Origin of the sequence: Paenibacillus sp. FSL K6-1230 (genome assembly GCF_038002385.1) — a bacterium.
Classification (GTDB): Bacteria; Bacillota; Bacilli; order Paenibacillales; family Paenibacillaceae; genus Paenibacillus; species Paenibacillus massiliensis.
This window is the reverse complement of sequence record NZ_JBBOCK010000001.1, coordinates 3,048,029-3,073,539: the sequence shown is the minus strand read 5'-3', so window position 1 is coordinate 3,073,539 and position 25,511 is coordinate 3,048,029. Positions and strand designations below refer to the sequence as shown.

Here is a 25,511-nt window from a genome sequence, read left to right as displayed (position 1 = left end):
CAGACTACCCAACAGTATTAATACTACTCAGTTCTCGGATAAAGGATTGGCGCTGCTCTACAGACAATTTTGACACAATGGTCATACCAATACCCGCCGAGACACTGCAAATGATCCTTTCGAGTCTGGTCTGTTCTAATATAGAGCATTAACCAGAATACTAAAGGGGGCTACAGAGTATCCATAAATATTGCGTATCTCAAAGGGCGCAACCTATTCCTGGGTGCGGCCCTCTTTACTAATTTCAATAGGTGATCCCTTCATGGCTAGAGATTTCGTTCAAGCAGGCTTCCTACCTTCTGTGCCATTTCCTGAGGTGGATGAGGCATTCCATTCTTGAGCCACCATTCCACAACACCTACATAAGCATTCGCAACAAATTCAACCACGACTTCTTCGCTTTGACCGAGGTTTTTACCTTTGGTGACGTCCACATCTTTCCTGAATTCGTCGATATTATATTGAACAAACCGACTTCGAAAATATGGAGCTCCAGCGCTTGCAAGCATCGTTGAGAAGAATAAGTAATTATTAGCAAGGTATTCCATACAGTGTACTGTAGATTCAATCCAATCCAGATCAGCTTCCAATTCACACATATTAGCCATGTTATGGATGTGTTCCTCTATGATCTTATCAAGCAGATCAAATTTATCGAGGTAATGAAGATACACGGTTGCACGATTAACATTAGCCCTGTCGGAAATATCCTGAATGGTGATGTGATCAAAGCTCTTTTCTGACATCAATTCGAGAAATGCTTTTTTGATTGCTTCTTGCGTTCTAATAATTCTTCTGTCTACTTTTACCATGTTACACCCCATGCTTTCTTTGAAATAGTCGACAATTTAAGTGAATATGTTGTTTATACAGCAGAATGGCTGGAATTAGCGAGTGCTATGCCTTGCTTTGTTACTACATAGATTATAAATTATAGACAGATGTCGATAAAACATCAATAGTAGCTTAATTCTTAAATATCAACTGAAAGGATGAAAAAACATATGGCCATTGAGAATAAAGTAGTCATTATCACGGGCGCTAGTTCTGGAATCGGAGAAGCAACTGCAAAGCTGCTGGCTGAGAAAGGTGCAAAGCTTGTACTTGGTGCAAGACGCGAGGATCGCTTGGTGCAATTAGTGAAAGAAATCCAGTCAAACGGTGGACAAGCGGTGTATCGCGCCACCGATGTTGTGAATCCAGAGGATAATCAGCAGCTGGTTCAGCTGGCTAAGGACACTTTTGGCGGTGTTGATGTCATCTTCCTGAACGCTGGGCTGATGCCGAACTCTCCCCTTTCCGACTTGAAAACAGACGATTGGAATAGCATGATTGACGTCAATATTAAAGGTGTGCTGAATGGCATTGCTGCCGTACTGCCTACATTTACATCGCAAAAATCTGGACACATCATCACTACTTCATCCGTAGCTGGTCTCAAGGCCTATCCTGGTGGTGCGGTGTATGGCGCAACCAAGTGGGCTGTTCGTGATTTGATGGAAGTCTTGCGAATGGAGTCTGCTCAGGAAGGCACCAACATCCGTACAGCAACCATCTATCCTGCTGCGATCCATACGGAATTGCTGGATACGATCTCGAATAAAGAAGTGTCAGCAGGCATGACTGCCCTGTACGAACGATATGGTATCTCATCGGATCGAGTGGCCAATGTTGTTGCGTTCGCAATTGATCAGCCAGAGGACACGAATATTAATGAGTTCACTATCGGACCAACAAGTCAGCCTTGGTAACGGATATTGGCGAATTCTAAGGTTCAGCCTATAAAGATTTTGCATATGGTGAGTACGGGCTTCCTTTTTTAATGATTAGGGGTTACCCCTAGTTGAGTGCCAACCTATCACACCAGCCTACGTACCTTTCGGTATACGGGTTCAGTCGCTTAAGTGCAATTGACGTAAACGCTCGTACTAAGCAGGGAAGTCATAATACCCTGCTTGTGCGAGCTTTTTCTTCACCCTTTTCCATAACCTGTCGTGTATTCCTACCTTGCTTTCGATACGTTAACACTTTCAGCTTCCTCTTTGCCTTGGTCAGGGATTGATGGTGTACGCGTTCATATACGCCCTTTCCGTTCTTTCTGAGCGCCAATCCGAGGAACTTGCGAATTCGTTCAGAGCTCGAACAACGGTTGCAGTTGCTGGACGAAGGCTTGTTGGATCAGCTGATATCCACGATGGTCGGGATAGCTAGTTTTCTTGGGGTTGTTGAACTTTTTCCTTAGGTGTTGTTAGCCGCTTGGCATTCCCTCTCACGTACCTCCTCCAAAAGCATAAACAAAGCAGTGGCTCCTTGCCTCTTCAAGGTTATGTTGTCCTTGCGTTCTTCGGTACTATGAGCTCCACGGACTTTGGTACCTTCTTTTCCACCTTGCAGGGGCTTGAGGCCGGAACCAAGAAGAAGCATGATTTCCAAGAATGAAGAGATTGGACCATAGGCAAAATAATGATCGTTAATCAGATAATAATAACCCATTCATAAGGCGGTGAAATGGCATGCAATGGATGAGATTCCTACAGGGAAAAGTAAATAATCGAGGAATTTTAATGTCGGTATTGGCTTTGGGAGTGGGATTTACCGCCCTCGGAATTACACGGCGAGGCAGATTAAGCAACATTGGCTGGCGTCAAATGTTGTCGTCGCCTATTCGAAAAATGTTCTAAGCACATCTCTATAGCGCAAAACAGCCACCGGTATAAAATTATACCGGTGGTCTCATGATGAAGGCATAAACGCTACAAATGAGGAAGGTGAGATTAAATGGCCTACGCTCTTATAAATGGATATCAAATGCAATATAAGGATTGCGGAAAAGGAACAGCAATCATATTCATTCATCCTCCGGTATTGACAAGCTTGAATTTTCAGTATCAGATGACCTTGTCGACGAATTTTCGGATTATCACTTTTGATATTCGGGGCCATGGACAAAGTGAAGCTTCCAGCAAAGAAATTACTTATCCCTTAATCGTCGAGGATATCAGGCAGCTGATGATTCATTTGCAGATTGAAAAAGCATTTTTGTGCGGATACTCAACAGGCGGAGCAGTAGTGCTGGATTTTCTGTTGGCCTGTCCTGAACGAGCACTCGGCGGCATTGTCATTGGCGGAATGTCAGAAGTGAACGATAAAAAGTTAAGAAACAAAATCGCGCGCGGTCGCTTCCTGTCTCGAATCGGCGCGATCGGTGCAATTGCGCTCTCTACTGCCTGGGGTCAAGCGAAATCCAAGCTGTCATTGTTTCGGTCATTGTTTAAAGATGCTAAAAAGGCAAACGCCAAAAACGCCGAACAATATTATCAATACAGTCTGCACTATAACTGTACGGCTCGATTGGGAAATATCCTCCACCCCGTGTTGTTGGTTTACGGGGAGAAGGATACGATGTTCTACCCTTACGCCAAATTGCTAGAAGAACGATTGCCCAAGAGTGAGCTTGTTTTTATCCAAAATACCAGACACCAGATCCCTACTAAAGCTGCGGATGCCTTGAACCAACTGATCAGGCAGTTTATTCATCACTGCGGCTACTAAGATAGCATTTGCAGCAGCCGGTTCTTTCCGCCTATTGCCTTCTTTCGGCTTTTTTCGTCAAAAGATTAAGCAAATAAGCTTTTAAATCGACCATTCGCAAAGATTCCGGCTTTTGATCTGTTCCGCTGATGATCAAGGGAACAAGCGATTCCATTTTACGAATGGAACCGTGGCCACCTCCGCCCTTGTGCGTTGGTGAGCTGCTACTCGCCAATTCATATCCCGGTTTTGCCGTGACAACCAAAAATTCGCCTTGATGTGAACGAAGCGCCCCCGACAACCGTTTCAGAACATCGGGATACTGATCGTAATTCAATGAATGTGTGGCCATGTTTACACTTAAATCCAGTACCTTTTCGTCCTGTTCGACCGTCCATGATTGGTTGTATGGATCGATTAGGTTGCCGCCTGCTTTAAATTTGATCTGTTTGGCTGTTGATCCCTGAATGGCGTAAATCCATTCCTTCTCTTTCCAAGAAATAAAATCGATGCGCGGATCGTTTTTTAATAAGTTCGCTATATCTCTCAAAGAACGATCCTCTTTCAATGAATATACATAGGCCATCGTTTCATTGATGGCGAGAATGATTTCTGTCTCGTTCGATACAGCTTCACCCGGACGTAAAATTCTGGCATCTCCGAGCAAAGAGGGCAGATCAATTACCGGATTTTGTTCAGCAGGGAGAATTTGGGTCATTCCGCTGTCGCCTGCAATGATAAAAACGGCATCATGCAAAGCTTTTTCCGGAGAACCGAATGTTTGCAATACAGATTGAAGCTGCTGATCCAGCTCTTTGACCCCACGAAGTGCCGTAGGGCCTTTCTTATGTAACTCCCGGTCTAAATCCGGTAAATAGACAAACAAAAAATCCGGCAATGTATTGGATCGAATCAAATATTTTACGGTTTCAATAGCGAAATTATTATTACTGCCCATACGATTCGTTAGCCCATCCGGCAAGTTTTTAATACCCTGAAACGGATTAGATAATGAACCCAGGGACAGGAAATCCGGCCCTTTCACATGAATCTCTTTCGGTAAAGAAGTAGGACCTTGAATCCATGCAGGTATCGACAGCTTATGAGCGGACGCCCCCCTGTAGATCAGGCCGTTGATCGATCCAGACTTTAAACCACGCCGGGCTAAGTCCTCATAGATGGTGGGTAAATCCTTGTTCAAATGAATCCCATTCAAATGGATTAGCGCATCAGTCAGTACCGGATTAACTCCATGCTTGAGTACCTCTATCGGTCCGGTTCCGTAAATGATCATTTTCTGATTTTTCGGAGAATACCAAGTCAGACCCGGCACGCGGTGAATGTCCGGATACGCACCGGTAAGCAATGAGCTATCGATCGTAACGGACATTGTGGGAAAAGAACTGACCAGGTTTTTATAATATTGCCCGTGCTCGATCAGGAATTTTAATGTGGGAAGCTCCTGCTTGCTAATTCCTTGATCAATGGCCTGATACATCAAAGAGTCCACCATCAGGAAGATGACTTTCTTCGCATTATCTCCCTTGGCGGAGTTTATCCGCATCAAATTCTGTTCTACGGATTTCGAGCTCTGGCATCCGATGAGCATGATCAATATAAAGAGCAAAGGCAATACCCTAATCCTTTTCTTCTTCATATCCGTTCACCACCTTTATGTAACATTCTGGATTGAAAATCCTAGGGTTATCCAAGGTTTTTTCTTCCATTATGAACACAACCAAGATTTTGATCGGACTTAGAACCGTTAGGTCGATTCTTCCTTGTATGATTCCGAGACGTTAGAAGTAAACTATGCTTCATATGAATGAAATGGTGGGGTGTTAATCTCATGTATTTGTCCCCTCAGCTGTATCACCGGTTTGTACGTCCACAATGGTTCACCAATAAATATATCCATGAGCACATCAAAAGCCGTTTCTCAATAGAAAATAAAAGCGTTCTGGATTTTGGGTGCGGAACCGAAGCGAACTGTTCCATGTGTGATGCGGATCATTATTACGGCGTTGATCCGGATGCCCAAAGAGTACAATTTGCCAAACGATTATATCCGAACCATACCTTTATGGTTTTTGACAAACAGCGTATCCCGATGCCGGATCAAACCGTAGATTTCATCTTCATCGTCGCGGTTCTTCATCATATATCAAACGAAGAAATTTCCGGGTATTTGCACGATTTCAGCAGAGTTATGAAGCCCGAAGGGATAATGATTGTCATCGAGCCATACTTATGTCCGCGGTATAAAATCAGCAACTGGTTCATGAAGCGGTATGATGACGGTGAGTTTATTCGCAGTGAGGATGAATATCTGCAGCTTTTCAAAAGTCAGCAGTACGATTATCGGGTGATCAAAAAGTTCAGGAAGGGTCTTCTCTACAACGAAATCTTTTTTACGGCGGCGCTGAAAGAGAATACTATTCAAGAAAAAACACAAGCCTCCACCTCTGTCGCTTCAGATCAAATCATACAGGCCGCGGAACAATTAGCGGGGAATCAAATGTCTATTGAAGAAGCTCTAAGACCAAGCAAAATTCACTAAATTATCCGAACAGCAGCTTTAACTCTTTCAGCTTCCTCTTTGCCTTGGCCAGGGATTGACGGTGCACGCGTACATATACGCCCTTTCCGTTCTTTCTGAGCGCAAATCCGAGGAAATTGAAGTGCTTCTGCGCCACGACGCTGACCACTTTGCTCTTCTACGTACTCATCTGGAGCTATAGCCGCTTTTCCAAATCATTTTCATTGACTCCACTTTTTAGGTGCTTTTTGATGAGGTCGATGACGCGCTTGTCTTTGACTTGTTTGCGTAAGAGATTCAGGAGCAATTCAGGTTCAGTGTGTCAAAATATTTCGAGAGATCGATTTCTACCGCGTGACCGTATCCCCGTTCCGCATATGCTTTTACTTTTCGGATGGCTTGTTGGATCATAGGATGAGATTCGGGCAGTACTGGACTTTGAGTACTTAGATAAAAAACCGCTGATCTTCTCAGGAAGATCAACGGTTTTTTCTGAGCAATGGGCCTATTGATCGGCTAGGTAACCCAAATGATATTGGTTAAGTTCACTTGAAGCCGTGGGCATCATGAACGTAACATCTGGTAAGCTGCCATCCGCTTTTCTAGGTGCAGATAATTGTGCAGTATCCAGGCTTATAAAATCTTCTGCAGTGATGTTGAGACCACCATCTATGGTCCAGGAATTGTTAGTTACATTCTCTGGTGAGTTATTGTCATTCGTAATTGCCCGTCCCATGAAAGCTAGGTTATGATGTAGCACCTCTCGATAGCCAGGAATATTGGTCGTGTCTATTGGACTTACTCGTTCCAGCATATCAAAGTTGGCTCGGGAATTATTATAGGCTGTATTATTAGTCCAGGTAGCTGATTGCCCCGGCTGGTGATTAGCGTAAAAACCGTTAGCGCCATTATTTACAGCTAAAGAGTATCTAACGGTATGCACAGGCAACGGATCTGGTAGTCCGTCCGTTCTGTAGGCATAGCCACCCACCTTAAAGCCATTCTTATCTCCTATTCCATTCTGATTCCCGCGGTGGTCAAAGGACCAGCAATGGTCATAAATGACGGTGCCCTTCGAGCTGATACTGTCAAAGCCATCGTCACTGTTATTCCATGCACGGGCATTAATAAACGTAACATCCCCGCCATGTGCCCCAAAGCCATCTGTATTCCCAGCCGATACTTGTGTCGGCCCTATATTGTTGTAGGCATCGGAGTTCAGAACGGTTCCTGTACCATTTCCGGTATAATAAAAACCAATGGCTTCATTATCATGTGCAGCCATATTCTCGAAATCGGCTTGTCCGCGAACCCGAAAAGCTTCCGACTGTGCCTGTTCGCCTACCTTGATGCCGATAACATCGAAGCCTTTAAAGGTAATGCCAGTGACCCGGTCTCCGACATGGAACGCCGCCACACGCAAATTAGTCGGAACATACTTGAAATCCAAGACAGGTCGTTCGCCAGGATATGCTTCATAAGTAATTCCGCTCTTCGTCATGTCATGTACGTAATTATAGTTGGAGTCGGTTCTTGAAATGTCAAAATCATCATATACGCCACCGCGAATATATACCCGATCGCCTGAGGAAGCCGCTGATTGTGCTTGCATTATGCTCTTGAAGGGCTCACTGTAGGTTCCAGGATTGCTGTCGCTCCCTGCTGGTGAAACGTAATAAGTGGCTGAAGCCGCCGAAGCCATAACAGGGTCAATCATAAAAAGTGCCACAAAGCTGAAGCAGATTATCCATAAACGTGATACTTTTGTCATCATTCTCTCCTCACATTACTCTTCAAAATTTTTATCCGCTCAGCCTATTTTTCTCCACTGCATCCCTCCTGTTCATGTGTTAATCATCGCGATTTCTGTTTTTATATCGTTGTTCTCGTCAGCTTTTTGAATAAGGGTTTTTATATAAATTGCTGCTGATTTCAGAAGAGGAGAGAAGAGATGCCGCATCAGTTCGGGTACGATCATTGAACAGTGCAAGCAGTATTCGGACGAACTATGCTTGGCCATTGACATAGGCCTCCCCTCTTGTCTGCGTCACATACAGGAGAGTTGAGGCCGCGCTCGCTTTGCTTCGCTTCGTAAACTGGAGTCTGCATTTTGCTGCAAATTATTATGAATACAGCTACAGAATCTCGATATACCCCTCTGTTCCATGCACGCGAATTTGCTGGCCGTCCTTGATTAGCTTGGTAGCATTCTCCACGCCCACGACGGCTGGAAGACCATATTCTCGTGCAATCACCGCACCATGGGTCATCAGTCCACCCACCTCGGTGACCAGACCTTTTATGGATACAAATAGGGGCGTCCACCCCGGGTCCGTAAAGGAGGTAACTAATATATCACCATCCTCCAGCTCAGCATCCTCCATGCGCAGGATCACGCGTGCGCGACCTTCGATCACTCCGGAGGAGACGGCTAGTCCTGCTATGGCATTGGCCGGGAGATGCGCTCGCTCATACTCCCCTACAACGATCTCGCCATCGGATGTGAGCACACGAGGCGGCGTCAGCTTTTCGTATAATGCATAGTCGCCTTTACGCTGATTGATGAGCTGATAGTCAAGTTCATGGGTGCGCACGACTTCATGAAGCTCATCGAAGCTAAGATAGTAGATATCTGCTGCTTCATGGATCACACCAGCTTGAACGAGTCGTTCGGCCTCCTTCAGTAAGGCCTGCTTATATACGAAGTAGCGACTTACGATTCCGTATTTTGGATATTCCCGGTAGCCAATAAAATTCCGAATGAGGTTGATCATCCGTTTGGTTTCTTTGGCCTTCTGTTCACCACCCGGTAATTGCAGCAATCGCTCGAGTAACTCTTGTTCTTTTTCCAAAGCTTCCTGACGTCCTTGCTCAAACCTTCGCTTGCCAGCATTAGGCTCGAAATTCTTGATGTTGCTCAAAATCAAGGGAACAAGTGTAAGTGGCTTCTCACTCCAGCGAGTTCTCGTAATATCGATCTCACCGGCACATCGCATTCCATATTTGCTGAGATAATCATAGATCGCGCTCTGGCTTTCCCTTCCCCCGTCAAGCTTAATCAGCTCATCGAGAAAATTATCTTCTTTTGTATGCTGCAAAAATTCAATCACTTCTGGATAAGGGCGAATCACATCCGCGACATCCAATAGTGCCAGACCCATTTCCGAAGTAATGTTGTTGGGTACAGATTGCGAGAGCAGATCTGCAGCATTTTTTTCACCTAACCACTCGTTCATCTTCTCATTGATCCATGATGTAGCATGGATGGCAGCCATGAATACTGCTGTACTTTGAGGGTCAAACAAGCTCTTCTTTAATTGCTGGATATCCTCCAGAATGAAATCACATACGTCCACTCCCGATTTCCCCTGAATGCGTTGCTGTAGCTCTTCAATTGATGCTTGACTACGCTGAATCAGCTCCGTAACGATTGATGGATTGTTCTCAAAGGGTGCATGCACCTCTGTATGTTTTTCGCTTGGTATGGATTGGTTTGAATCAGCGACCTGATTCGTCGGTGTTGTTGGATCATCGGGTACCAAAGGTATAAAATCTCGCTCTATGAGGGTCGTAAGTGCCCCTTTTATAAGCGGATCAGAACCCAGAGCACTTAATAGCGCCTCTCGACCGGCAGACGTATTCAGTCTAGACGCAATGTCAACAAATAAGCGCCCACCGGCTGTACGCATAGGTGCAGGAGTAATTAACAGAAAAAAGGACAATCCCAATGGCGTCATGGCATCGGTCATCATTTGCTGATGTCCAACCGACACGTATACGTGCTTGTCTTGATCATCCACCTCAGGGATCGGATATAACGTAGTGATTGGCCGGCTCTGCACAATGTAAAAGCTGTTATCTGCTAGGCACCATTCAATATCCTGCGGGCTGCCAAAATAAGCTTCGATCTCTCTGCCTATGCGTGCTAGCTGTACAATCTCTTCATCCGTAAGTGTCTGGGCCTGCTGCTGTACAGGATCGAGCTCACGGGTCTGTGTCCCGCCTTCTGGCCGTGCATAGATGGCGAGCTTCTTGCTCGCGATCCGCTTATCGACGATCCTCTCATCCTGTACCTTATAGCCGTCGGCAGATACGAATCCAGAGACCAAGGCTTCCCCAAGCCCGAAGCTCGCATCAATGGATAGCAGCTTGCGGTTTGAGGTCATCGGATCTGCTGTGAACATGATACCGGAAGCTTGAGGGAGAACCATTCTCTGCACAACCACGGATAAATACACTTGGTCATGGTTAAAGCCGTTTTGCATACGGTAGATCACAGCACGATCGGTAAATAGAGAAGCCCAGCATTGGCTGATATGCTGCAAAATAGCCTCTTTTCCGATAACATTCAAATACGTGTCATGTTGGCCAGCAAAAGAAGCATGCGGCAAGTCCTCAGCCGTTGCGCTAGATCGTACTGCATAAGCGTGCTGATCTCCAAGCTGGGAGAGGTGGTGGGCAACAGCCTCTACCACATCAGAAGGAATTTCTGCTTCCATGATGGTATGACGGATCTTCCGGCTGATGTCGCTAATGCGCTCTTGCTCCGCAACCGTTAGCAGTGCCAATTGCTCCAGTAATGCCTGAAGTGTTGGGTTGCGCTCGATCGCCAATGTATAGCCCAGCGTTGTAACGCAAAAGCCTTCTGGCACTTGTATTCCTTGAATTTTTGACAATTCACCCAAGTGCAGCCCTTTTCCCCCGACGAGCGATAGCTGTGCTGTGTCCATTTCCTTGAATCCAAGAACCATAGCATCCATTCAAAATCTCTCCTAACCCTTAATGTGAGAAAAAAACATTTGACAACCATCCAGCGGCATGGTAAATTAAAAATATAAGATGCGTTAACTTTGACCATGTGACATGTAATATACGTGGATTGATCATAACATTATGCTCGTTTATATGCAATATCAAAGAACCTGAATCGTTACGATTCAGGTTCTTTTTGAGCCTTGAGGATTAGTAGCCTTGTAGGTACATACCTCGCATTGAATTTGCCACCCATTGTGACTGGATGAGGTTTCTTATCGGTGAAATGTTCAATCTCTCCCTCCAGCTTCGCTAATGATATCCCTCTCAATTTGCTTCATTTCATAGAAATATCCTTGTCTGTGCATCAGCTCTGCATACGAACCGGATTCTATTACCCTTCCTTGGTCCAGCACAATAATCTGATCCATGTCCTCCAGTCCAATCAGTCGGTGACAGATCAGAATTATCGTGTCATCCGCAGCCTTCTCATACAGATGCTTCAACACTCGTGCCTCGGTTACATAATCTAGCGAGGACGTAGGCTCATCCAGAAGCCATAGTCTTCCTTTGCGCAGCAGTGCACGTGCCAAAGCCAGTCGCTGCATCTCACCATCCGATAGGTTCTCTCCTTTCTCATACACTAGATCCGTCAGCGCTCTATTCGGTAATTGCACTTTATTTAGCGTATCCAGTAATTCTTCATCCGTATACTCCCCATGATCCAGTAACAGGTTATCCCGAATCGTTCCCCGGAAGAAATGGCTCTTCTGCAGAACAACATTAGACCTCTGCCATATGCCCGCTTCATCCAGTTCCTGAATTGCTGTATTATTCAACCGAATCTTGCCTTCTGTGGGCATGTGAAGCTTGAGCAGAAGCTCCATAATAGTGGATTTACCTGACCCGCTTGGCCCAACGATCGCTGTCTTCGAGCCTGGTGTGATATGAAAGGATACATCTCTAAGTGCTGGTCGCCACTCCCCCTCATGCTGAAATGTAACATGTGATAGTTCGATAGAGACTGCTTGATGTGCAGAAAGGGTACCGCTTGGTTGGGATATCTGCAATTGTGCGGTCTGAACCGTGTCTGTCAGTCTTCTCGCTGCATGCTCACTATCCTGCTTGTAGACAGGCAAGGTAGCCATTGCGGCTGCTTCTTCAAATACCGTGAGAGAAGTCATGACAAGCATGGCAATAAATACGCCAGCCAGCTCTCCCTCCTGAATGAGATAAGCACCTAGTGCGAGCACACTCCATGAGACAAGAAACGTAACCAAAGCGTGCAGGGACTGTCCCATTAGCAAATGACCGGCTGCTCGTTCCTGCTCCGTACCTAATGTAGCGGATGCATGCTGGAGTTTATGCTCACGCTCTGTAAGCTGACCGTATACCTTCAGATCACGGAATCCATATAGCATCTCGGTCACCTCAGTGGATAATGCAGCACGTTGCTGGCGAACACGATCCTGTATGCTTCTCTGCCCCAGCAAGACAATGCCTGGAACGACCACGGCAGTAGTCAGCATACCAAGTACGAACAATCCGGCAATCCAGAACGAAAATGCTGATGTAAAGAGGACAGTGGACAAAAAGACCATGATTACAATGATGGGCGGGTATGCCACACGCAGGAAATAATGCTGCAAGCTTTCCACATCCCCCACAATTCGAGCAAGCAGATCCCCACTCCGTTTTGTATTCAATAGACGGGGAGTTAGTGGAATCAGCCTCGCAAAAAAAGATGTACGCAAGCGGCTAAGTATGGAAAAGGTCGCACGGTGGGAATAGAGGCGTTCACCGTAACGGGTCGCAGCCCGCAGCAAGCCGAGCAATTTGATTACCGATGTCAGTACAATCAACGTATAGAGCGGCGGTGCGAACACCGTCTGGGAAATTAAATAACCGCTTGCCGAGAACAGCGCCACACCTGCGATACCTGCTACAAATCCGCCCAGGATGGACAAGAGGATATCCTTGCGCTCCTGAACCATTGCTTTGGCTAACATAGCTAGATCATTCATGTCCATCCCCTCCTCGTTGTGCACTCACCAGCTCGGCATATGGAGACAGTCGCTCCAGAAGCTCCTCATGACGACCGGAATCCACGATCTTGCCATTATCCATGAACAGAATCTGATCCGCATGTTGAATGGTGTATAGTCGATGCGCAACCGTAATGGTCGTCGCTGATTGAGACAATGTAGCTATAGACTGCTGCAAGATACGTTCCGTGTAGAGGTCTAGTCCTACTGTAGGTTCATCAAACAAGATGATACTAGGCCGCTTCAAAAAAGCCCGTGCCAGGGCCAGCCGCTGCTTCTCACCACCTGACAGTCCTCTGCCCCCTTCACCGACATAGGTATCGTATCCCTGCTGCAAATTATCAACAACAGAAGCAAGGCCAGCCGCTATAGCCGCTGCCTTGATCTCTTCCCTGGACACGCTCGGACCAGCACCGATCGCAATATTATCAGCCAGCGTGCCGGCGAAAATATACGGATGCTGGGTGATGTAGCTTATACCCTTATACCAATCTGACTCGTCGTATTGCTGCAAGGGACTTCCATTGACCAGAATTGCCCCTGCTGTCGGCTTCAGCAATCCTGCAATGAGATGAAGTAGAGTTGTTTTGCCTGAGCCACTCTTTCCAACAATAGCAATATGCTCTCCTGGAGCCAACGACACGGAGCCTGTCGCAAGTTGGAATGAATCCGTACCATAGTCAAATTGAACATGATCCAATTCGATGGAGGGTGACGTGGACAGCTTTGCTTCATCTAACTTCATAATCTGCTTATTGGCCTGTGTCGGTTGCTCTGCGTGGTTGCTCCCCTCTGCCCTGCTGCCTGTTTCCTCCTTAGAATCTACTGCTGCACGTTCATTGCTTGTCTCCACAAGCAGCTCCTCTACTTTACGAATCGCCCCCATGCTGGTCCGCCCACTGTGGAAAGCAGTTCCTGTATTCTTCAGCAGGCTGTAAAATTCGGGAACCAGCAGCAGGATGAAGAAGGCTGTGTGGAAGTTAAGCGCTTTGAACACGAGTAGCTGTATGGCAAGCTCAAGCGCGACAATACCTATACTTAGCATAACAATGGATTCGAGCATGAATGTGTTCGTAAATGCGATTCGCAAGATACCCATTGTCGCGTCACGATAATTCAGGCTACTGCGCTCAATCTCCGCCGTCTGACGATGAGCGCGACCGTATAATTTCAACGTTACCAGCCCTTGAAGGGAATCCAGGAATGTGCCGGAGAATTCGGCCAGCTGCGCGAACTTTTCCTCTGATTTATTTCTCGTCTTCAACCCCACCAGAATCATGAACAGCGGTATAAAAGGAGCCGTGAACAGCATAATGAAGCCGGAATTCGCATGCTGCGTAAAGACAACCACCAAAATCAGAATCGGAATGATGGCAGCCTCCAGCATACGCGGCATGTACTGGCTGAAATAACTATCCCCCTCATCCACTGCATCGAGTGCAAGGCTGACCCTCCCCCCTGTCTGACCATGAAGCGTTGAAGTCATGGAGGCATGCGTGAGACGCTGCAGCACCTTTGCCCGCATATTTGTCTTCGCATGACCAGCCATATATATCCCTACTTTGCCGTTACCGTGTGACAACAGCACACGCAACATCATAACAGTCAGCAATATAGCAAGTAAGATCATAACGGAGGATAATGAAGCACCTTCCACAAAAATCTTCTGGACTGCTTCGGCAAGTAACGCAGATTGAGCAATAATGGCTATGCCAAGCGTGAGGGAAATGATCGCAAGAACAATGAGACGATTCCTTTGCTTCGATAGCTCCTGGGACAAGAGACCGGCTTTCCTGTTCACCCAAGCCCTCCTCCTTTTCACAGATATTTGTAATGAAGCGACCCTATAGCTGTGGCTACGAATAAGTCCGCTTATTTCCTTCCTTTCACATAATCCGCATCAAACAAGAATAGTCTGAATACCAGAATGAGAGATGGAATGAGGAGGCATAGCCCGCCAATAAACACAATAACAAGTGCAATACCCATTGCAGGTGAGGTTGCACCGCTCTGAATGGTAATGTACGGATCGAGAATGTAAGGATACTGCCCAATCCCGTATGCAAAAAAGGCACAGAAAAATTGCAGCATGACACATATAAAAGCTAGTCCATAGCGCCGTCCATTGTACAAGAGCCACATGGCGATCATGAAGAAGGCGACAGAAAGTGCGAGCAGCCACCATAGACCCATCATGTTCTGGAAATGCCGCGCATTGTGCTGACCGATATAAATAAAAGCCGTTAGAGCTACTACAATCGTTGGTGTACTCCAAAAGAGTGCATAGGTCCGGATCAACTGCAGAGCAGCACGATCCTCAGCACGGGAAGCGTAAAAGGCCAGGAATGATGCGCTGATAAACAGCACCGAGACGATTGCCAAGCCAACGATGCTCCATGACAATGGACTGGTAAGAAGAGCCCAATAATCCAGAGCTACGGCCTCGCCTTGCTTGACGATAAAGCCACCTTCCGACAGTGTTAGCGCTACAGACAGCGAAGCCGGGATCAGCAGGCCCGATGCGCCGTATAAAAACAGGTAGACCATATTCTTCTTCGAGCCGTAGTTCTCAAAGGCGTAAAACGAACCCCGGATGGCAAGCAAAATAAGCGCAATACTGCCCGGCACCAGCAGCGCAGAGCCATAATAATAGGCTGTATCAGGAAAGAAGCCTACTATGCCAATATAGAAGAAGACAAAAAACACATTGGTAATCTCCCATACAGGTGATAGATAACGGGAGATGAGGCGATTGATCAGGTGATCCTGCCTCGTTAATCGAGCATAAAAGGCGAAGAAGCCTGCTCCAAAATCAATGGAAGCTACAATTAGATAGCCGTACAAGAATAGCCATAGTACCGTGATACCTATTAATTCGTAGCTCATCATATGGTTTCACCTTTCCCCTCAGATTCCTTGGGCTTCGTTAACGCCCATTTTTCGATCTCCGCTTCGGCCGGGTTATTTCTGAACAAGCGACGAAGTACAACAACACACATCGCACCCAGCAGAATATACAGAAGCAGGAAGAGGAAGAACAGCACTCTCACACTCGGTGATGAAGTAGCTGCTTCATCCACACGCATATATCCGCGAATTATCCATGGCTGACGTCCCAGCTCTGCATAGAACCAGCCCAGCTCCACACCTAGAAATGCGAGCGGTGCTCCCAGCGCAATCAAGCGAAGCAGCCATTTGTTCAATGCATTGCGCTTTTTCCAGATCACAAATAGGAAGTACAGGAGCGAAATAGCCAATAACGCGAACCCGATTCCAGCCATAAGATCAAACAGATAATGTACGAGCAGCGGCGGCCATTCCTCTACCGGGAATTCCTCCAGACCCGTCACCTCGGCATTAAAGTCTCCAAAGGCTAGAAAGCTCAGTATCTTCGGCAGGTGGATGGCCCCTAATATTTCACGCTCTGCATTCAGCCAGCCTAGTAAAATCAAATCTGCCCCACTCTCCGTCTCAAAATGCCACTCGGCTGCTGCAAGCTTCTCTGGCTGGTGCTCTGCCAGAAACTTGGCGGACAGGTCCCCAGCCAAAGTGTTCAGCATACCGAACAGCAGCACCACGGCCATCATGAGGTTCAAGGCTTTCTTATGGTAAGGAGATCCTCCCTTTCGCAGCATCGTAAAGGCCGCAATGCCAGCTAGTAAAGCAGCTCCTGTTAAATAGGCCGAGCTTAGTACGTGGAACACCTTGGAGAACGTTGCTGTATTCAGCATCGCTTGGATCGGATCTACTGCCGTAAATTGTCCAGCTTCCATCGCAAAGCCTGCGGGCTGGTTCATGAAGCCGTTCACTGTCGTGATAAAAACAGCAGACATGCCCGCTCCTATGACGATCGGAATCGTTAGCAGCCAATGAATATAGGGATTTTTGAATCGGTCCCACGTATACAGATAGATTCCGAGGAAGATCGCTTCAAAGAAGAACGCGAACACCTCCAAAAATAACGGAAGTGCAATGACATTCCCCGCCAGCTTCATAAAATTGGGCCAAATTAGTGCGAGCTGCAGCGAGATCGCTGTTCCTGTCACAACGCCCACAGCCACCGAAATGACAAATCCGCGTGACCATCTTTTGGCCATAAGCGTATAATGGTGGTCCTTCTTACGAATGCCAATGAATTCTGCGATGGAGATCATCAGCGGAATCCCGACACCAAGTGTGGCAAAAATAGCATGAAACGCCAGAGTCATCCCTGTATTCAGCTGACTCCACAACACTGTATCCACAGCCATATGTACTACCTCCTTTAACTCTCTTTAATTTTTATAGAATACTTATCTGTCTTGGAAAGATATTTTTTTCACAAGCAAAGCTAACACCTCGACCAGATACATTTGAGTATGTAATCGGCAAAGGTACTAGCAGCAAGACAAAAGATATTTAAAATTATTTTATCTACAATTTTCAGTAATTCAATTCATGACACAACTTCGTACCTAAATGTTCAAGAAAGGACCATTTCTTTCTGACAAGTTGGTGAAAACTGATGAAATCACTCTATGGGGCTATTGCTCTAATCTCCTAATGCATGCTAATGCGTGCTAATAGGCTTCCTGCTGAGTAACGAGAAAAAGAGCAGCTGCATTTGGCAACTGCTCCCTCGGATCTTCATTACTTGTATGACTGTACTAGTAACAATGTACTTGTATCTACATATCTAAGTACGCTAGCCAATGATTGTGCCATTCGCTAAAGGCATATCTGGTTGTAGCAGCACAACATCCCCTTTTTCCGGTACTCCACCTAGCACCAATACTTCAGATTTGAAGCCTGCTATGCGTCGGGGCGGGAAGTTAACCACGCATACCACCTGCTTTCCAATCAGCTCCTCAGCCTTATAGCGTTGGGTAATTTGCGCGCTGGAAGCCTTAACCCCTATCTCCGCTCCAAAATTAATTTGCAGCTTGATCGCAGGTATTTTGGCTTCTGCAAAAAATTCCGCTTGCGTAATCGTCCCGACACGAAGATCAAGCTTTAGGAAATCATCTATTGTGGCCATTGTTCCTTCTCCTATTCAGCTAGATTATATTGCACAACCCTTAGTGGTTGTTCTGTAGCTTATAATTGAGCGATTTGGACCAGAAATACAAGCCCATCCCCAACAAGGTCAGCAAGCCACCTGTCAGCTGCAACCAGGAAATATGCTCCCCTAATAACAAATACGCCAGAATAATGGCTAGAACTGGCTCGCCAATAATACCAACCGAGACTGTAGTCGCCCCGATGGAGTGTAACAATAGATTAAAAAGATACTGTCCGAAAATTGTTGGAATCACAGCAAGCAGTAAGAAATAAGTCCAATCTGGCGCACTGTATGCAATGAGAGAGTAATCATGGATCAGGTTGTAGATGAGCATGACGGTGCCGCCAATCAAGAATACAATAATGCTGTATATATTGGCGTGGATTTTGTGGCTTACCTTCTGCCCAACTAGCAGATACATAGAGACGAACAGTGTACCTATTAACGATAAACCGTCCCCCAGCAATGCTGCTGCCGACACGCCGATGTCCCCCCATGCGATCACGATGGAGCCAAGGAGAGCAACAATCAGGCAAAGAATCGTCAGCCGGCTCACTTGCTCCTTGAACAGAAGGTATGAACCGATCATAACAAACAATGGCTGCAGCGCTAAGATGACCATGGAGCTGGCAACTGAGGTGTGAACCAGGGATTCCATCCAGAATAAAAAGTGCAGCCCCAGAAATAGCCCCGCCAGAGTGACCAGACCCCAGTTCTTCTTGTTCATCTTCAAGGAGCGAAGCGACCTCCTAGGCACAATAGCGAGCATAAGTATGACAGATATGAACAATCTATACATCCCTGCCACAGAAGTAGGCGTATCTGAAAATTTTATCATAATAGAAGAGATCGAGACAGATAGAATACTGATAAACAATAACATATACGGATGAGACGAAAAGCTAGATTTCATGATTTTTGACATACTTCCTCCAAAAGATTGACGATTACCTGTGCACAGATAAGCCGAAGCTGGATATAATAATATCATCATCATCGCCTGTATTGTGCAATTATATCTCTAATTAATATTGAAATATCGTCAACTAAGGAGCGGTACTTTGAAAAAGCCATTACACGAAACCATTCAGTATCCTGATGATACGTTCCCGTACATTATGTACACACATACGTTGCATGAATCGATCCCTCCAGGTAGAGGATTCAACGACCTGCACTGGCACGAGGAATTGCAGATTACATTAGTGACCAGAGGCAAATTAACGATTCAAATCAACGGAATTAATTATGATCTAGAAGCAGGACAAGCAATTTTCATTAATAAAAGTATCCTTCACATCGTTACTCAGCTTACTTCTGATGGCCAGTATGTAAGCTTTAATTTTCCCGAGAGGCTACTCGCTTTCTATTCGGATAGTGCGATGGAGAAAAGCTATGTACTTCCCGTAACGAACTCCTCCCTGTTGTGTCTGGACATCCGAGGTGATGCGAATTGGCAAAGCGAATTTCTACAGATTCTTTGGGATATGAAGAAGGAATTTGAGACGAAGGCAGTCTGGGGATGGCAATATGAAGTTTCTATAAAAACTGTGCAGCTCTGGCTAATTCTCATTTCCAATATAACCTTGGATACTGAGGAGTCCTCCAGACACAACCGATTACAACAGGAAAGGCTACAGCTCATGCTAACCTTCATTCATAAGAACTACGCACATCCTATTACGTTGAAGGAAATTGCTGATGTCGCGCATTTGAGTATTTCGGAGTGCACGCGCAGCTTCAAAAAAAGCATTCACATGACTCCATACGCCTACCTGATTCAGTACCGGATTAAAAGAAGCTGCGAGCTCTTAAATACGACTGAATACACAATTACCGAGATCGCCGAGCGAGTTGGCTTCAATCATGTGAATCATTACATCCAGTCCTTCAAGAAGCATCATCAGACCACACCAAAAGAATATCGTCGTCATAAGCAGTGAACGGCTTTACAAGTTGTTAGTCATTTTAAAGGTTGTTAGCTGCTAAATAAGACTTGCTATCAAAATCAATATATTCAGAGAAGAAGAAAGGACGGTACATGCATGGAGGATATCACTAATGCGGATAAATTGGAGTCAACAAAATCTCTGCAATCGACAATCAACAAGCTAGAGAATGCCTTGTCTCAGATGACACAAAGCGGCGCAAATACAACCCTAGTACAGAAACGACTCCATGCTGTTCAGATCGGCTTGTCTAGTCTAGAACACGCCTGGAATCAAAAACCTCATCATTACACCGATAAAGATTTAGTAGAAGCTCACAGAGTTCTTACTGGATTAACCTCATCTGTTGAAAGTAGCTATGCTAAATCTAAGGCTCGTAGTCCACAAAGAACTCTTTTAGAAAGAAGACTTACAGCGTTGAAGCTAGCTATTCAGGCAATTGAGGATCTCTCCCACCCGTAAGATATGAGTTGAGTCAATACCGTAGCGGAAGTCTGGAACTCGATTCTTCTAGTCCAAGGCTCCCGCTGACTTTGTTATTGGGCTGCTATTGCATTCTTATACCAGTCTATGTTGTGGCATGCTCATAGGCCTCGTCTGATACAGGCTCCAGCCATTCTGGCGTATCTGCGGTAATTGCAATGTGCTCGAACCAGCTATCCTTGGCCGCACCATGCCAATGCTTCACACCATCATGAGTAACGATGACATCACCGGCAATGAGACGCTGAGCAGGCTGTCCTTCCTCCTGATACCAGCCTTCACCACCAGTGACCAGCAGAATCTGAAATCCACCGCGATGTATGTGCCAGTTATTCCGACATCCCGGTTCGAAGGTTACATTGCCAACACCGACATTCACTTTGGGATCAGCAACTAATCCTTTGAGATAGCTTTGACCTACGAAAAATTGCGCAAACGCATCGTTCTTCTCGCCGATCGGGAAAATAACGCCATTCTTCACTTCTTCATGTCGTGCCATGTTCATTCCTCCTCAAAGATTAGTATCTACACTATTAATGATTTAAGCAGACACGGGAAGGTAGTTGATAGTTAGCTACTCCTGAGCGATCATGAATACTACGAGCTAGGTACTAGTCCTGCTTATTTGTTTGTTCTGCTTGTGCTACTGCCTCATTCACACATCGGATCGCATTCAGACTTCTCGGATATCCAATGAAAGGCAAGCATTGTGACACAATCTTGATCAGAAAAGACTTATCATTGCCATTCCTCATATTGGCGGCAGCATGGCTGATCAGCTGGGGCTCACATCCACCTTGTGCCATCAGATAGCAGAAGGTGATCATCTCCCTTTCTTTATAGTCCAGCCCATTCCTGGTATAGTAATCTCCGAAACAGTTGGCTGCGAGCCAATGATTAATGTGCTTGGTCTCGGCCGGGCCGGATCTCCAGAACTCACGCATATGTTCACCGAAAATATCGACTTGGGCTTGAATGCCTGCTTCCAAGCGGTTCTCACAGCTAGTCGTGGATTGGCCTGCTAATGGTAGTGAAATCCCCCTTTGGGTCAACACCTCATTTACCGTGTGTAGAAAAGGAAATACTCTGCCGATGCCTAGGTAGGCTACTGATTGGTATACGATCTCCTTGACCTCTATCGGAGTTACGCCACAGTTGAGTGCTGCAGGCAGCATGGCTCTGAACTCGTCAATGCCCTGGCATCCAAGTAATACGGATAGAATAGCCATCATACGGGTCCGATCATCCAGGTCTTCCTGATTAACGACTTCATCAAATGCAAAATTATCGAAGAATGCTATAAATTCAGGATCGGTCTCCATGAGCTTGGATTCATACCCTGAAAACATTTTTTCGTGATATCTCTTGGCTGCTTCCGTGATCTCCATTGTGGTCACCTCTATATTCACTTGAGTCGTTTAAACAACTCTTGTTCATTATTATAAGTCTTGAAGTTATGTATCCAATGGTTAAAACCTAGCGATGTGTTGAATTATCGACACAATCAAGAAAACTATTAATTAACTGAATGTGACTAGACCAGCAGACGTCGATTGTACGAAATCACAAGCCCCACGAACAGCGATTCAATAAGAAGAAGGCTCCATCAGCATTAGCTGATGAAGCCCTAGAATGATTTGAATTAGTACTCACTTACCTCAAAGGTCAGCACACGGTCATACAGAATGTAATCCTTACGGCTGCTGAACGGTCCTTTGTTATTATCATGCTTATCGATGGCATATGAAGCTTTACCTGATCCGGCCTGCTTTGCTTCGTACCAAGCGATGAAGTTATTAACTTCTTTCATACTCAGGTCGAATTCCTTCTCCAGCCCTGTCGTCATCGTGACTACCATGATAGCACGGTTGCCGGATGGTTGCTCCGTGCCTGGTTCTTCAGTTCCTGGCTGTTCGGTTCCGGGTTGCTCAGTTCCAGGTTGTTCGGTGCCTGGTTGTTCAGTTCCAGGTTGCTCTGTACCTGGTTGTTCGGTGCCTGGTTGTTCGGTGCCTGGTTCACCTGGATTTGTCGGTTCTCCTGTGCCTGGTTCTTCAGGAGAAGCGCCATTTCCCAGAGTGATCTCTGAGATGCTTACCCAATCTCTCATTTCAGTAACATCAATTCTTATAGCATCGTAACTTCCTTTTGTGACTTCAATAGGGTCAAAGATTCTAACTCCTCCCGGAGTAGCTTTAGGACTAATGACAGTCCAATTGCCGTTTTGCAAACCAGAAATAATGTAGGAAACGTTGGAATTATGCCCCTGAGTAGAGATTTGAATAAAATCCATTTCTACTGCTTGTGGGAATGTAAGCTCAAGACTCTCTTGACGTGACGCTGCAGCCCAACGTGTATCTAAATTCTTGTCCAGCACCTTATCTGCTGTATATGTAGTATATGCTTTTGTGGCAGTAGCTATTGTTCCTTCTGGTGGGCTAATCCCCTGCATTCCATCAACATCTGCAGCAAATGTCATTTGCGTGGAAATTAAGAAAAATGCAAATACCATTAAACAAGTCTTAAACAAAGATTTCATTATGTAACTTCCCCCTCGTGATTTATAGATTCAATGTATTTCATATTCCTCGACATGTCTAAACAAATACTTGCTGATTTATAAAACTTTTCTATAATTTTGCATATTTATTTTTTATTGGATTTCATAAAATCGTAAAAATCCCTCACTACATACGTCATGCATGGTGACAATACAACGCCAAAAAATCATCATCAGTGCTTAGAACTCTGGATGCATGCCTCATATAGTTATACATAGTGATTTAATAAGTAAATCATTCAAATGCACCTGTGCGATCAGCCTCCGTATCGTGCTGGGGGCTATTGCAACATACTAATAATTCGTGCTAAATCATCGCAACGACCTTACCCTGCATCTCACCATTTTGCATTTTTTTCAGATACTTGGGTATGGCCTCCATAGTAATGGAAGTAATGGCTGGTGGTTGGATCTGTTGCTCAGAGAGCAATGTTGCGAATGCATCTCCAATATCAGCAAGCGTTGACTGCACGGCATGATCGTTAACGGTATGTGCTGCACCAAGTGCAATTTCATGCAGCGACAAGCCCTTTTCATAGAATCGGAATCGATTGAAATCAGGAAAGCCAGCCGTGACGACGATTTCCCCTCCAAAGCGCAGTGCATCAATATCTTTTGTTGCCGTATCTGAATTAATCGTGCTTATCACATAATCTACACCTTGATCCTGTGTTAGATTTCTAATCTCAGCATATACATCCTGGCTCAAGTAATCGATGGCTTGATCTGCTCCCAGACTTCGTACATAAGGAATGTCGCGTGCTTGGCAAGTTGTGTAAACAGTCAGACCATTAAGCTTAGCAAGTTGTATGGCATAACCTCCTACTCCTCCCGCTCCTCCATGAATCAGGATGGACTTACCGACTTGGGGGCGCAGTTTTTGGACAATGCTTGATACGCAGTAAAACCTGCACCCGGAGCTACGGCAGCCCATGCAAAAGGAATGTTGCTTGGCAGATAGCTTGCAGTATGAGCTGTAGTAACGGCATATTCCGCAAAGCCCCCATGCTCATTCGTAATACTGCGAAGATAATACACGCGGTCACCTACATCAAAATTCGTAACATCTGCACCAACGGAATCCACGATTCCAGCTATATCGAGGCCGAGGACTCGTTTGACATTGCCTGCAAGTCCTCTGTAAGAAGCAGTCTGATAGTCTGATGGATTCAAGCCTGCAGCCACTACTTTCACACGAATCTCATCACGATTGGGTTCTGGCTTCGGCCGATCATGGACAATAGTAAGACTTTCGAAATTACCCTGTTCTTCTAACACTAATGCTTTCAACTGTATCTCTCCCCTTCTGCTATCTATCGATTGACACTTCATGTGCTTGAGCCTACAATACATATGTATTGACGTTACAAATGTAACATCAAATATTTCGCCTGGTCAATCATTCAGGCCACGGACTAAACAGATAAAGGATATATGTCATGTCACAACTATCCAGGACGGAGCTACAACGTTTGGAAGTGCTCCGTTTATCAAACGCGGAATCCAATAAAATCACGAGGATGTGCATAGAATCCGCGCTAATCCTGTTAATGAAAGATTCACATATTAAAGACATCACAATCACGGACATTGTGAAGAAGGCCGGTGTATCCCGTACAGCTTATTATCGTAATTATTCCTCCAAAGAAGATATATTGCGAAGCATGATTGATGATATAGCCAGTAAAGTAATCCTGGCTATGCAGCTACAATTTCCGCTTACGAATACATACGATTATTGGTTCTCCCTATTTACTACCCTGCAGGAGCATTACGATGATCTGCATATTCTTTTGAAAGCGAATTTTGGGGAATCGGTCCGCCATCAAGTCCAACATCTTCTTATACGTACAATTCAGAAAGAAGACGTAACCGAATTGTACAAATTCTATTTTTGGAGCGGCGCGATCTATAGTGTCATTAACCAGTGGATTCTGGCTGGCGGACAGCCCATCCCAGAAGACATGGCGCACATATGCTACGGCATCATAGCTTCGATGAACGAAGGCTGTGTATCGAGCAATGAATCCCTTGAGTAAAAGACCTTGAGCTACTGTCTCCATAGACTGCTTAGCTATGACAACTCATGACTTTCACGCAACCAAGTGCGAGCTTGACCGTATGAATTACAGTGAAACTGTACAGAAGATATTTCCTAGGGGAGTGAGCATGATGAAGAAATACGGATTAAGTCTGCTGTTATTGGTCTTATTGGTTGTACCTGGCTGTGGATTGGTGGAAAAGGTAGGTACAGGCGTCAATTTTGCCGCGGATACAGCTACTTATATGCAGAGCTTGACGGAATTCGCACAGGGCATGGAGACATGGGCTACGGATGCTGCTACAGATCCGCAGGCTAGAGAGGAATTGAAAGACAGGCTTGTTGCGCTCAAGGAACAGACCGTCCAATATGCCGATCTGCAGGTTCCGGAATATGCAGCAGAACTGCATCAGTCAATTATTGGCTACAACAATACGCTACAGCAAGGTCTCGATAAAGCTATTACTAATCTGGAGGAAGGAAAAGCGGCTTTTGAAGCTACCGGAATTCCCGAGACGATCAATCAGATTAACGAGCTGTTGAATCAAATCAACCAACTCATTCCGAACTAAT

24 protein-coding genes are annotated in these 25,511 nt (G+C 45.6%); 7 read left to right on the top strand and 17 right to left on the bottom strand.

Annotated features, from left to right (window positions below):
- Positions 1-266: 266 nt before the first annotated feature.
- The gene (locus MKX74_RS13315) at positions 267-812 is read right to left on the bottom strand and encodes a TetR-like C-terminal domain-containing protein (protein WP_341178715.1); all 546 of its coding nucleotides are present in this window, start codon (positions 810-812) and stop codon (positions 267-269) included.
- Between the two features lie 192 nt (positions 813-1,004).
- Here MKX74_RS13315 and MKX74_RS13310 point away from each other — a divergent pair, with 192 nt between their 5' ends.
- Positions 1,005-1,751 (top strand): SDR family oxidoreductase, encoded by a 747-nt coding sequence (locus MKX74_RS13310; protein WP_341180574.1) that lies wholly within the window; start codon positions 1,005-1,007, stop codon positions 1,749-1,751.
- A 487-nt stretch (positions 1,752-2,238) separates the two neighbouring features.
- Here MKX74_RS13310 and MKX74_RS13305 read toward each other — a convergent pair whose 3' ends face one another.
- Entirely contained in the window at positions 2,239-2,493 is a 255-nt protein-coding gene (locus MKX74_RS13305; RefSeq protein WP_341178714.1) for a hypothetical protein, read from the bottom strand.
- Positions 2,494-2,778: 285 nt separating this feature from the next.
- On the opposite strand from MKX74_RS13305, the gene MKX74_RS13300 reads away from it, so the two are divergent.
- The gene (locus MKX74_RS13300; RefSeq protein ID WP_341178713.1) at positions 2,779-3,552 is read left to right on the top strand and encodes an alpha/beta fold hydrolase; all 774 of its coding nucleotides are present in this window, start codon (positions 2,779-2,781) and stop codon (positions 3,550-3,552) included.
- A gap of 31 nt (positions 3,553-3,583) precedes the next feature.
- Here the strand turns inward: MKX74_RS13300 and MKX74_RS13295 are convergent, their stop codons facing one another.
- On the bottom strand, positions 3,584-5,188 hold the full coding sequence (locus MKX74_RS13295) for an alkaline phosphatase family protein (RefSeq protein WP_341178712.1): 1,605 nt from the start codon (positions 5,186-5,188) through the stop codon (positions 3,584-3,586).
- 168 nt (positions 5,189-5,356) lie between these two features.
- Here MKX74_RS13295 and MKX74_RS13290 point away from each other — a divergent pair, with 168 nt between their 5' ends.
- Positions 5,357-6,091: a class I SAM-dependent methyltransferase gene (locus MKX74_RS13290; RefSeq protein WP_341178711.1), complete on the top strand. Its 735-nt coding sequence runs from the start codon at positions 5,357-5,359 to the stop codon at positions 6,089-6,091.
- Positions 6,092-6,575: 484 nt separating this feature from the next.
- Here the strand turns inward: MKX74_RS13290 and MKX74_RS13285 are convergent, their stop codons facing one another.
- The 9 genes from MKX74_RS13285 to MKX74_RS13245 form a co-directional block, all read right to left on the bottom strand.
- Complete coding sequence (locus MKX74_RS13285; protein WP_341178710.1) at positions 6,576-7,841, bottom strand: right-handed parallel beta-helix repeat-containing protein; 1,266 nt, start codon at positions 7,839-7,841, stop codon at positions 6,576-6,578.
- Between the two features lie 72 nt (positions 7,842-7,913).
- A complete protein-coding gene (locus MKX74_RS13280) occupies positions 7,914-8,090 on the bottom strand; it encodes a hypothetical protein (protein ID WP_341178709.1) in 177 nt (58 codons plus the stop codon).
- A 115-nt stretch (positions 8,091-8,205) separates the two neighbouring features.
- The gene (gene ppsA / locus MKX74_RS13275) at positions 8,206-10,830 is read right to left on the bottom strand and encodes a phosphoenolpyruvate synthase (RefSeq protein WP_341178708.1); all 2,625 of its coding nucleotides are present in this window, start codon (positions 10,828-10,830) and stop codon (positions 8,206-8,208) included.
- 282 nt (positions 10,831-11,112) lie between these two features.
- Positions 11,113-12,846 (bottom strand): thiol reductant ABC exporter subunit CydC, encoded by a 1,734-nt coding sequence (gene cydC / locus MKX74_RS13270; RefSeq protein WP_341178707.1) that lies wholly within the window; start codon positions 12,844-12,846, stop codon positions 11,113-11,115.
- Complete coding sequence (gene cydD, locus MKX74_RS13265; RefSeq protein WP_341178706.1) at positions 12,839-14,668, bottom strand: thiol reductant ABC exporter subunit CydD; 1,830 nt, start codon at positions 14,666-14,668, stop codon at positions 12,839-12,841. The genes cydC and cydD overlap by 8 nt, the downstream gene beginning before the upstream one ends.
- Positions 14,669-14,739: 71 nt before the next feature.
- On the bottom strand, positions 14,740-15,756 hold the full coding sequence (locus tag MKX74_RS13260; protein ID WP_341178705.1) for a cytochrome d ubiquinol oxidase subunit II: 1,017 nt from the start codon (positions 15,754-15,756) through the stop codon (positions 14,740-14,742).
- Entirely contained in the window at positions 15,753-17,117 is a 1,365-nt protein-coding gene (locus tag MKX74_RS13255; RefSeq protein ID WP_341178704.1) for a cytochrome ubiquinol oxidase subunit I, read from the bottom strand. Before MKX74_RS13255 ends, MKX74_RS13260 begins: the two co-directional genes overlap by 4 nt.
- A gap of 434 nt (positions 17,118-17,551) precedes the next feature.
- Entirely contained in the window at positions 17,552-17,884 is a 333-nt protein-coding gene (gene csaA / locus MKX74_RS13250) for a chaperone CsaA (RefSeq protein ID WP_341178703.1), read from the bottom strand.
- A 40-nt stretch (positions 17,885-17,924) separates the two neighbouring features.
- Complete coding sequence (locus tag MKX74_RS13245; RefSeq protein WP_341178702.1) at positions 17,925-18,791, bottom strand: DMT family transporter; 867 nt, start codon at positions 18,789-18,791, stop codon at positions 17,925-17,927.
- 178 nt (positions 18,792-18,969) lie between these two features.
- Between MKX74_RS13245 and MKX74_RS13240 the strand changes: the two genes are divergently transcribed.
- Together MKX74_RS13240 and MKX74_RS13235 are read left to right on the top strand one after the other, a co-directional pair.
- Positions 18,970-19,851, top strand: coding sequence for an AraC family transcriptional regulator (locus tag MKX74_RS13240; RefSeq protein WP_341178701.1), 882 nt, complete (start codon positions 18,970-18,972; stop codon positions 19,849-19,851).
- Positions 19,852-19,953: 102 nt separating this feature from the next.
- On the top strand, positions 19,954-20,319 hold the full coding sequence (locus tag MKX74_RS13235) for a hypothetical protein (protein ID WP_341178700.1): 366 nt from the start codon (positions 19,954-19,956) through the stop codon (positions 20,317-20,319).
- A gap of 106 nt (positions 20,320-20,425) precedes the next feature.
- Here the strand turns inward: MKX74_RS13235 and MKX74_RS13230 are convergent, their stop codons facing one another.
- From MKX74_RS13230 to MKX74_RS13210, 5 genes are all read right to left on the bottom strand, one after another.
- On the bottom strand, positions 20,426-20,839 hold the full coding sequence (locus MKX74_RS13230; protein WP_341178699.1) for a cupin domain-containing protein: 414 nt from the start codon (positions 20,837-20,839) through the stop codon (positions 20,426-20,428).
- A gap of 112 nt (positions 20,840-20,951) precedes the next feature.
- A complete protein-coding gene (locus MKX74_RS13225) occupies positions 20,952-21,728 on the bottom strand; it encodes a carboxymuconolactone decarboxylase family protein (protein WP_341178698.1) in 777 nt (258 codons plus the stop codon).
- A gap of 254 nt (positions 21,729-21,982) precedes the next feature.
- A complete protein-coding gene (locus MKX74_RS13220) occupies positions 21,983-22,876 on the bottom strand; it encodes a hypothetical protein (protein WP_341178697.1) in 894 nt (297 codons plus the stop codon).
- A gap of 328 nt (positions 22,877-23,204) precedes the next feature.
- A complete protein-coding gene (locus MKX74_RS13215; protein ID WP_341178696.1) occupies positions 23,205-23,831 on the bottom strand; it encodes a zinc-binding dehydrogenase in 627 nt (208 codons plus the stop codon).
- Positions 23,744-24,187, bottom strand: a complete 444-nt coding sequence (locus tag MKX74_RS13210) for a quinone oxidoreductase family protein (protein ID WP_341178695.1) — start codon at positions 24,185-24,187, stop codon at positions 23,744-23,746. Before MKX74_RS13210 ends, MKX74_RS13215 begins: the two co-directional genes overlap by 88 nt.
- Positions 24,188-24,447: 260 nt before the next feature.
- Between MKX74_RS13210 and MKX74_RS13205 the strand changes: the two genes are divergently transcribed.
- Positions 24,448-24,936 carry a TetR/AcrR family transcriptional regulator gene (locus MKX74_RS13205; protein ID WP_341178694.1) on the top strand — a complete coding sequence of 163 codons (489 nt, stop codon included), beginning with the start codon at positions 24,448-24,450 and terminating at the stop codon, positions 24,934-24,936.
- A gap of 130 nt (positions 24,937-25,066) precedes the next feature.
- A complete protein-coding gene (locus MKX74_RS13200; protein WP_341178693.1) occupies positions 25,067-25,510 on the top strand; it encodes a DUF6376 family protein in 444 nt (147 codons plus the stop codon).
- The last annotated feature ends 1 nt before the right edge of the window (position 25,511 follow it).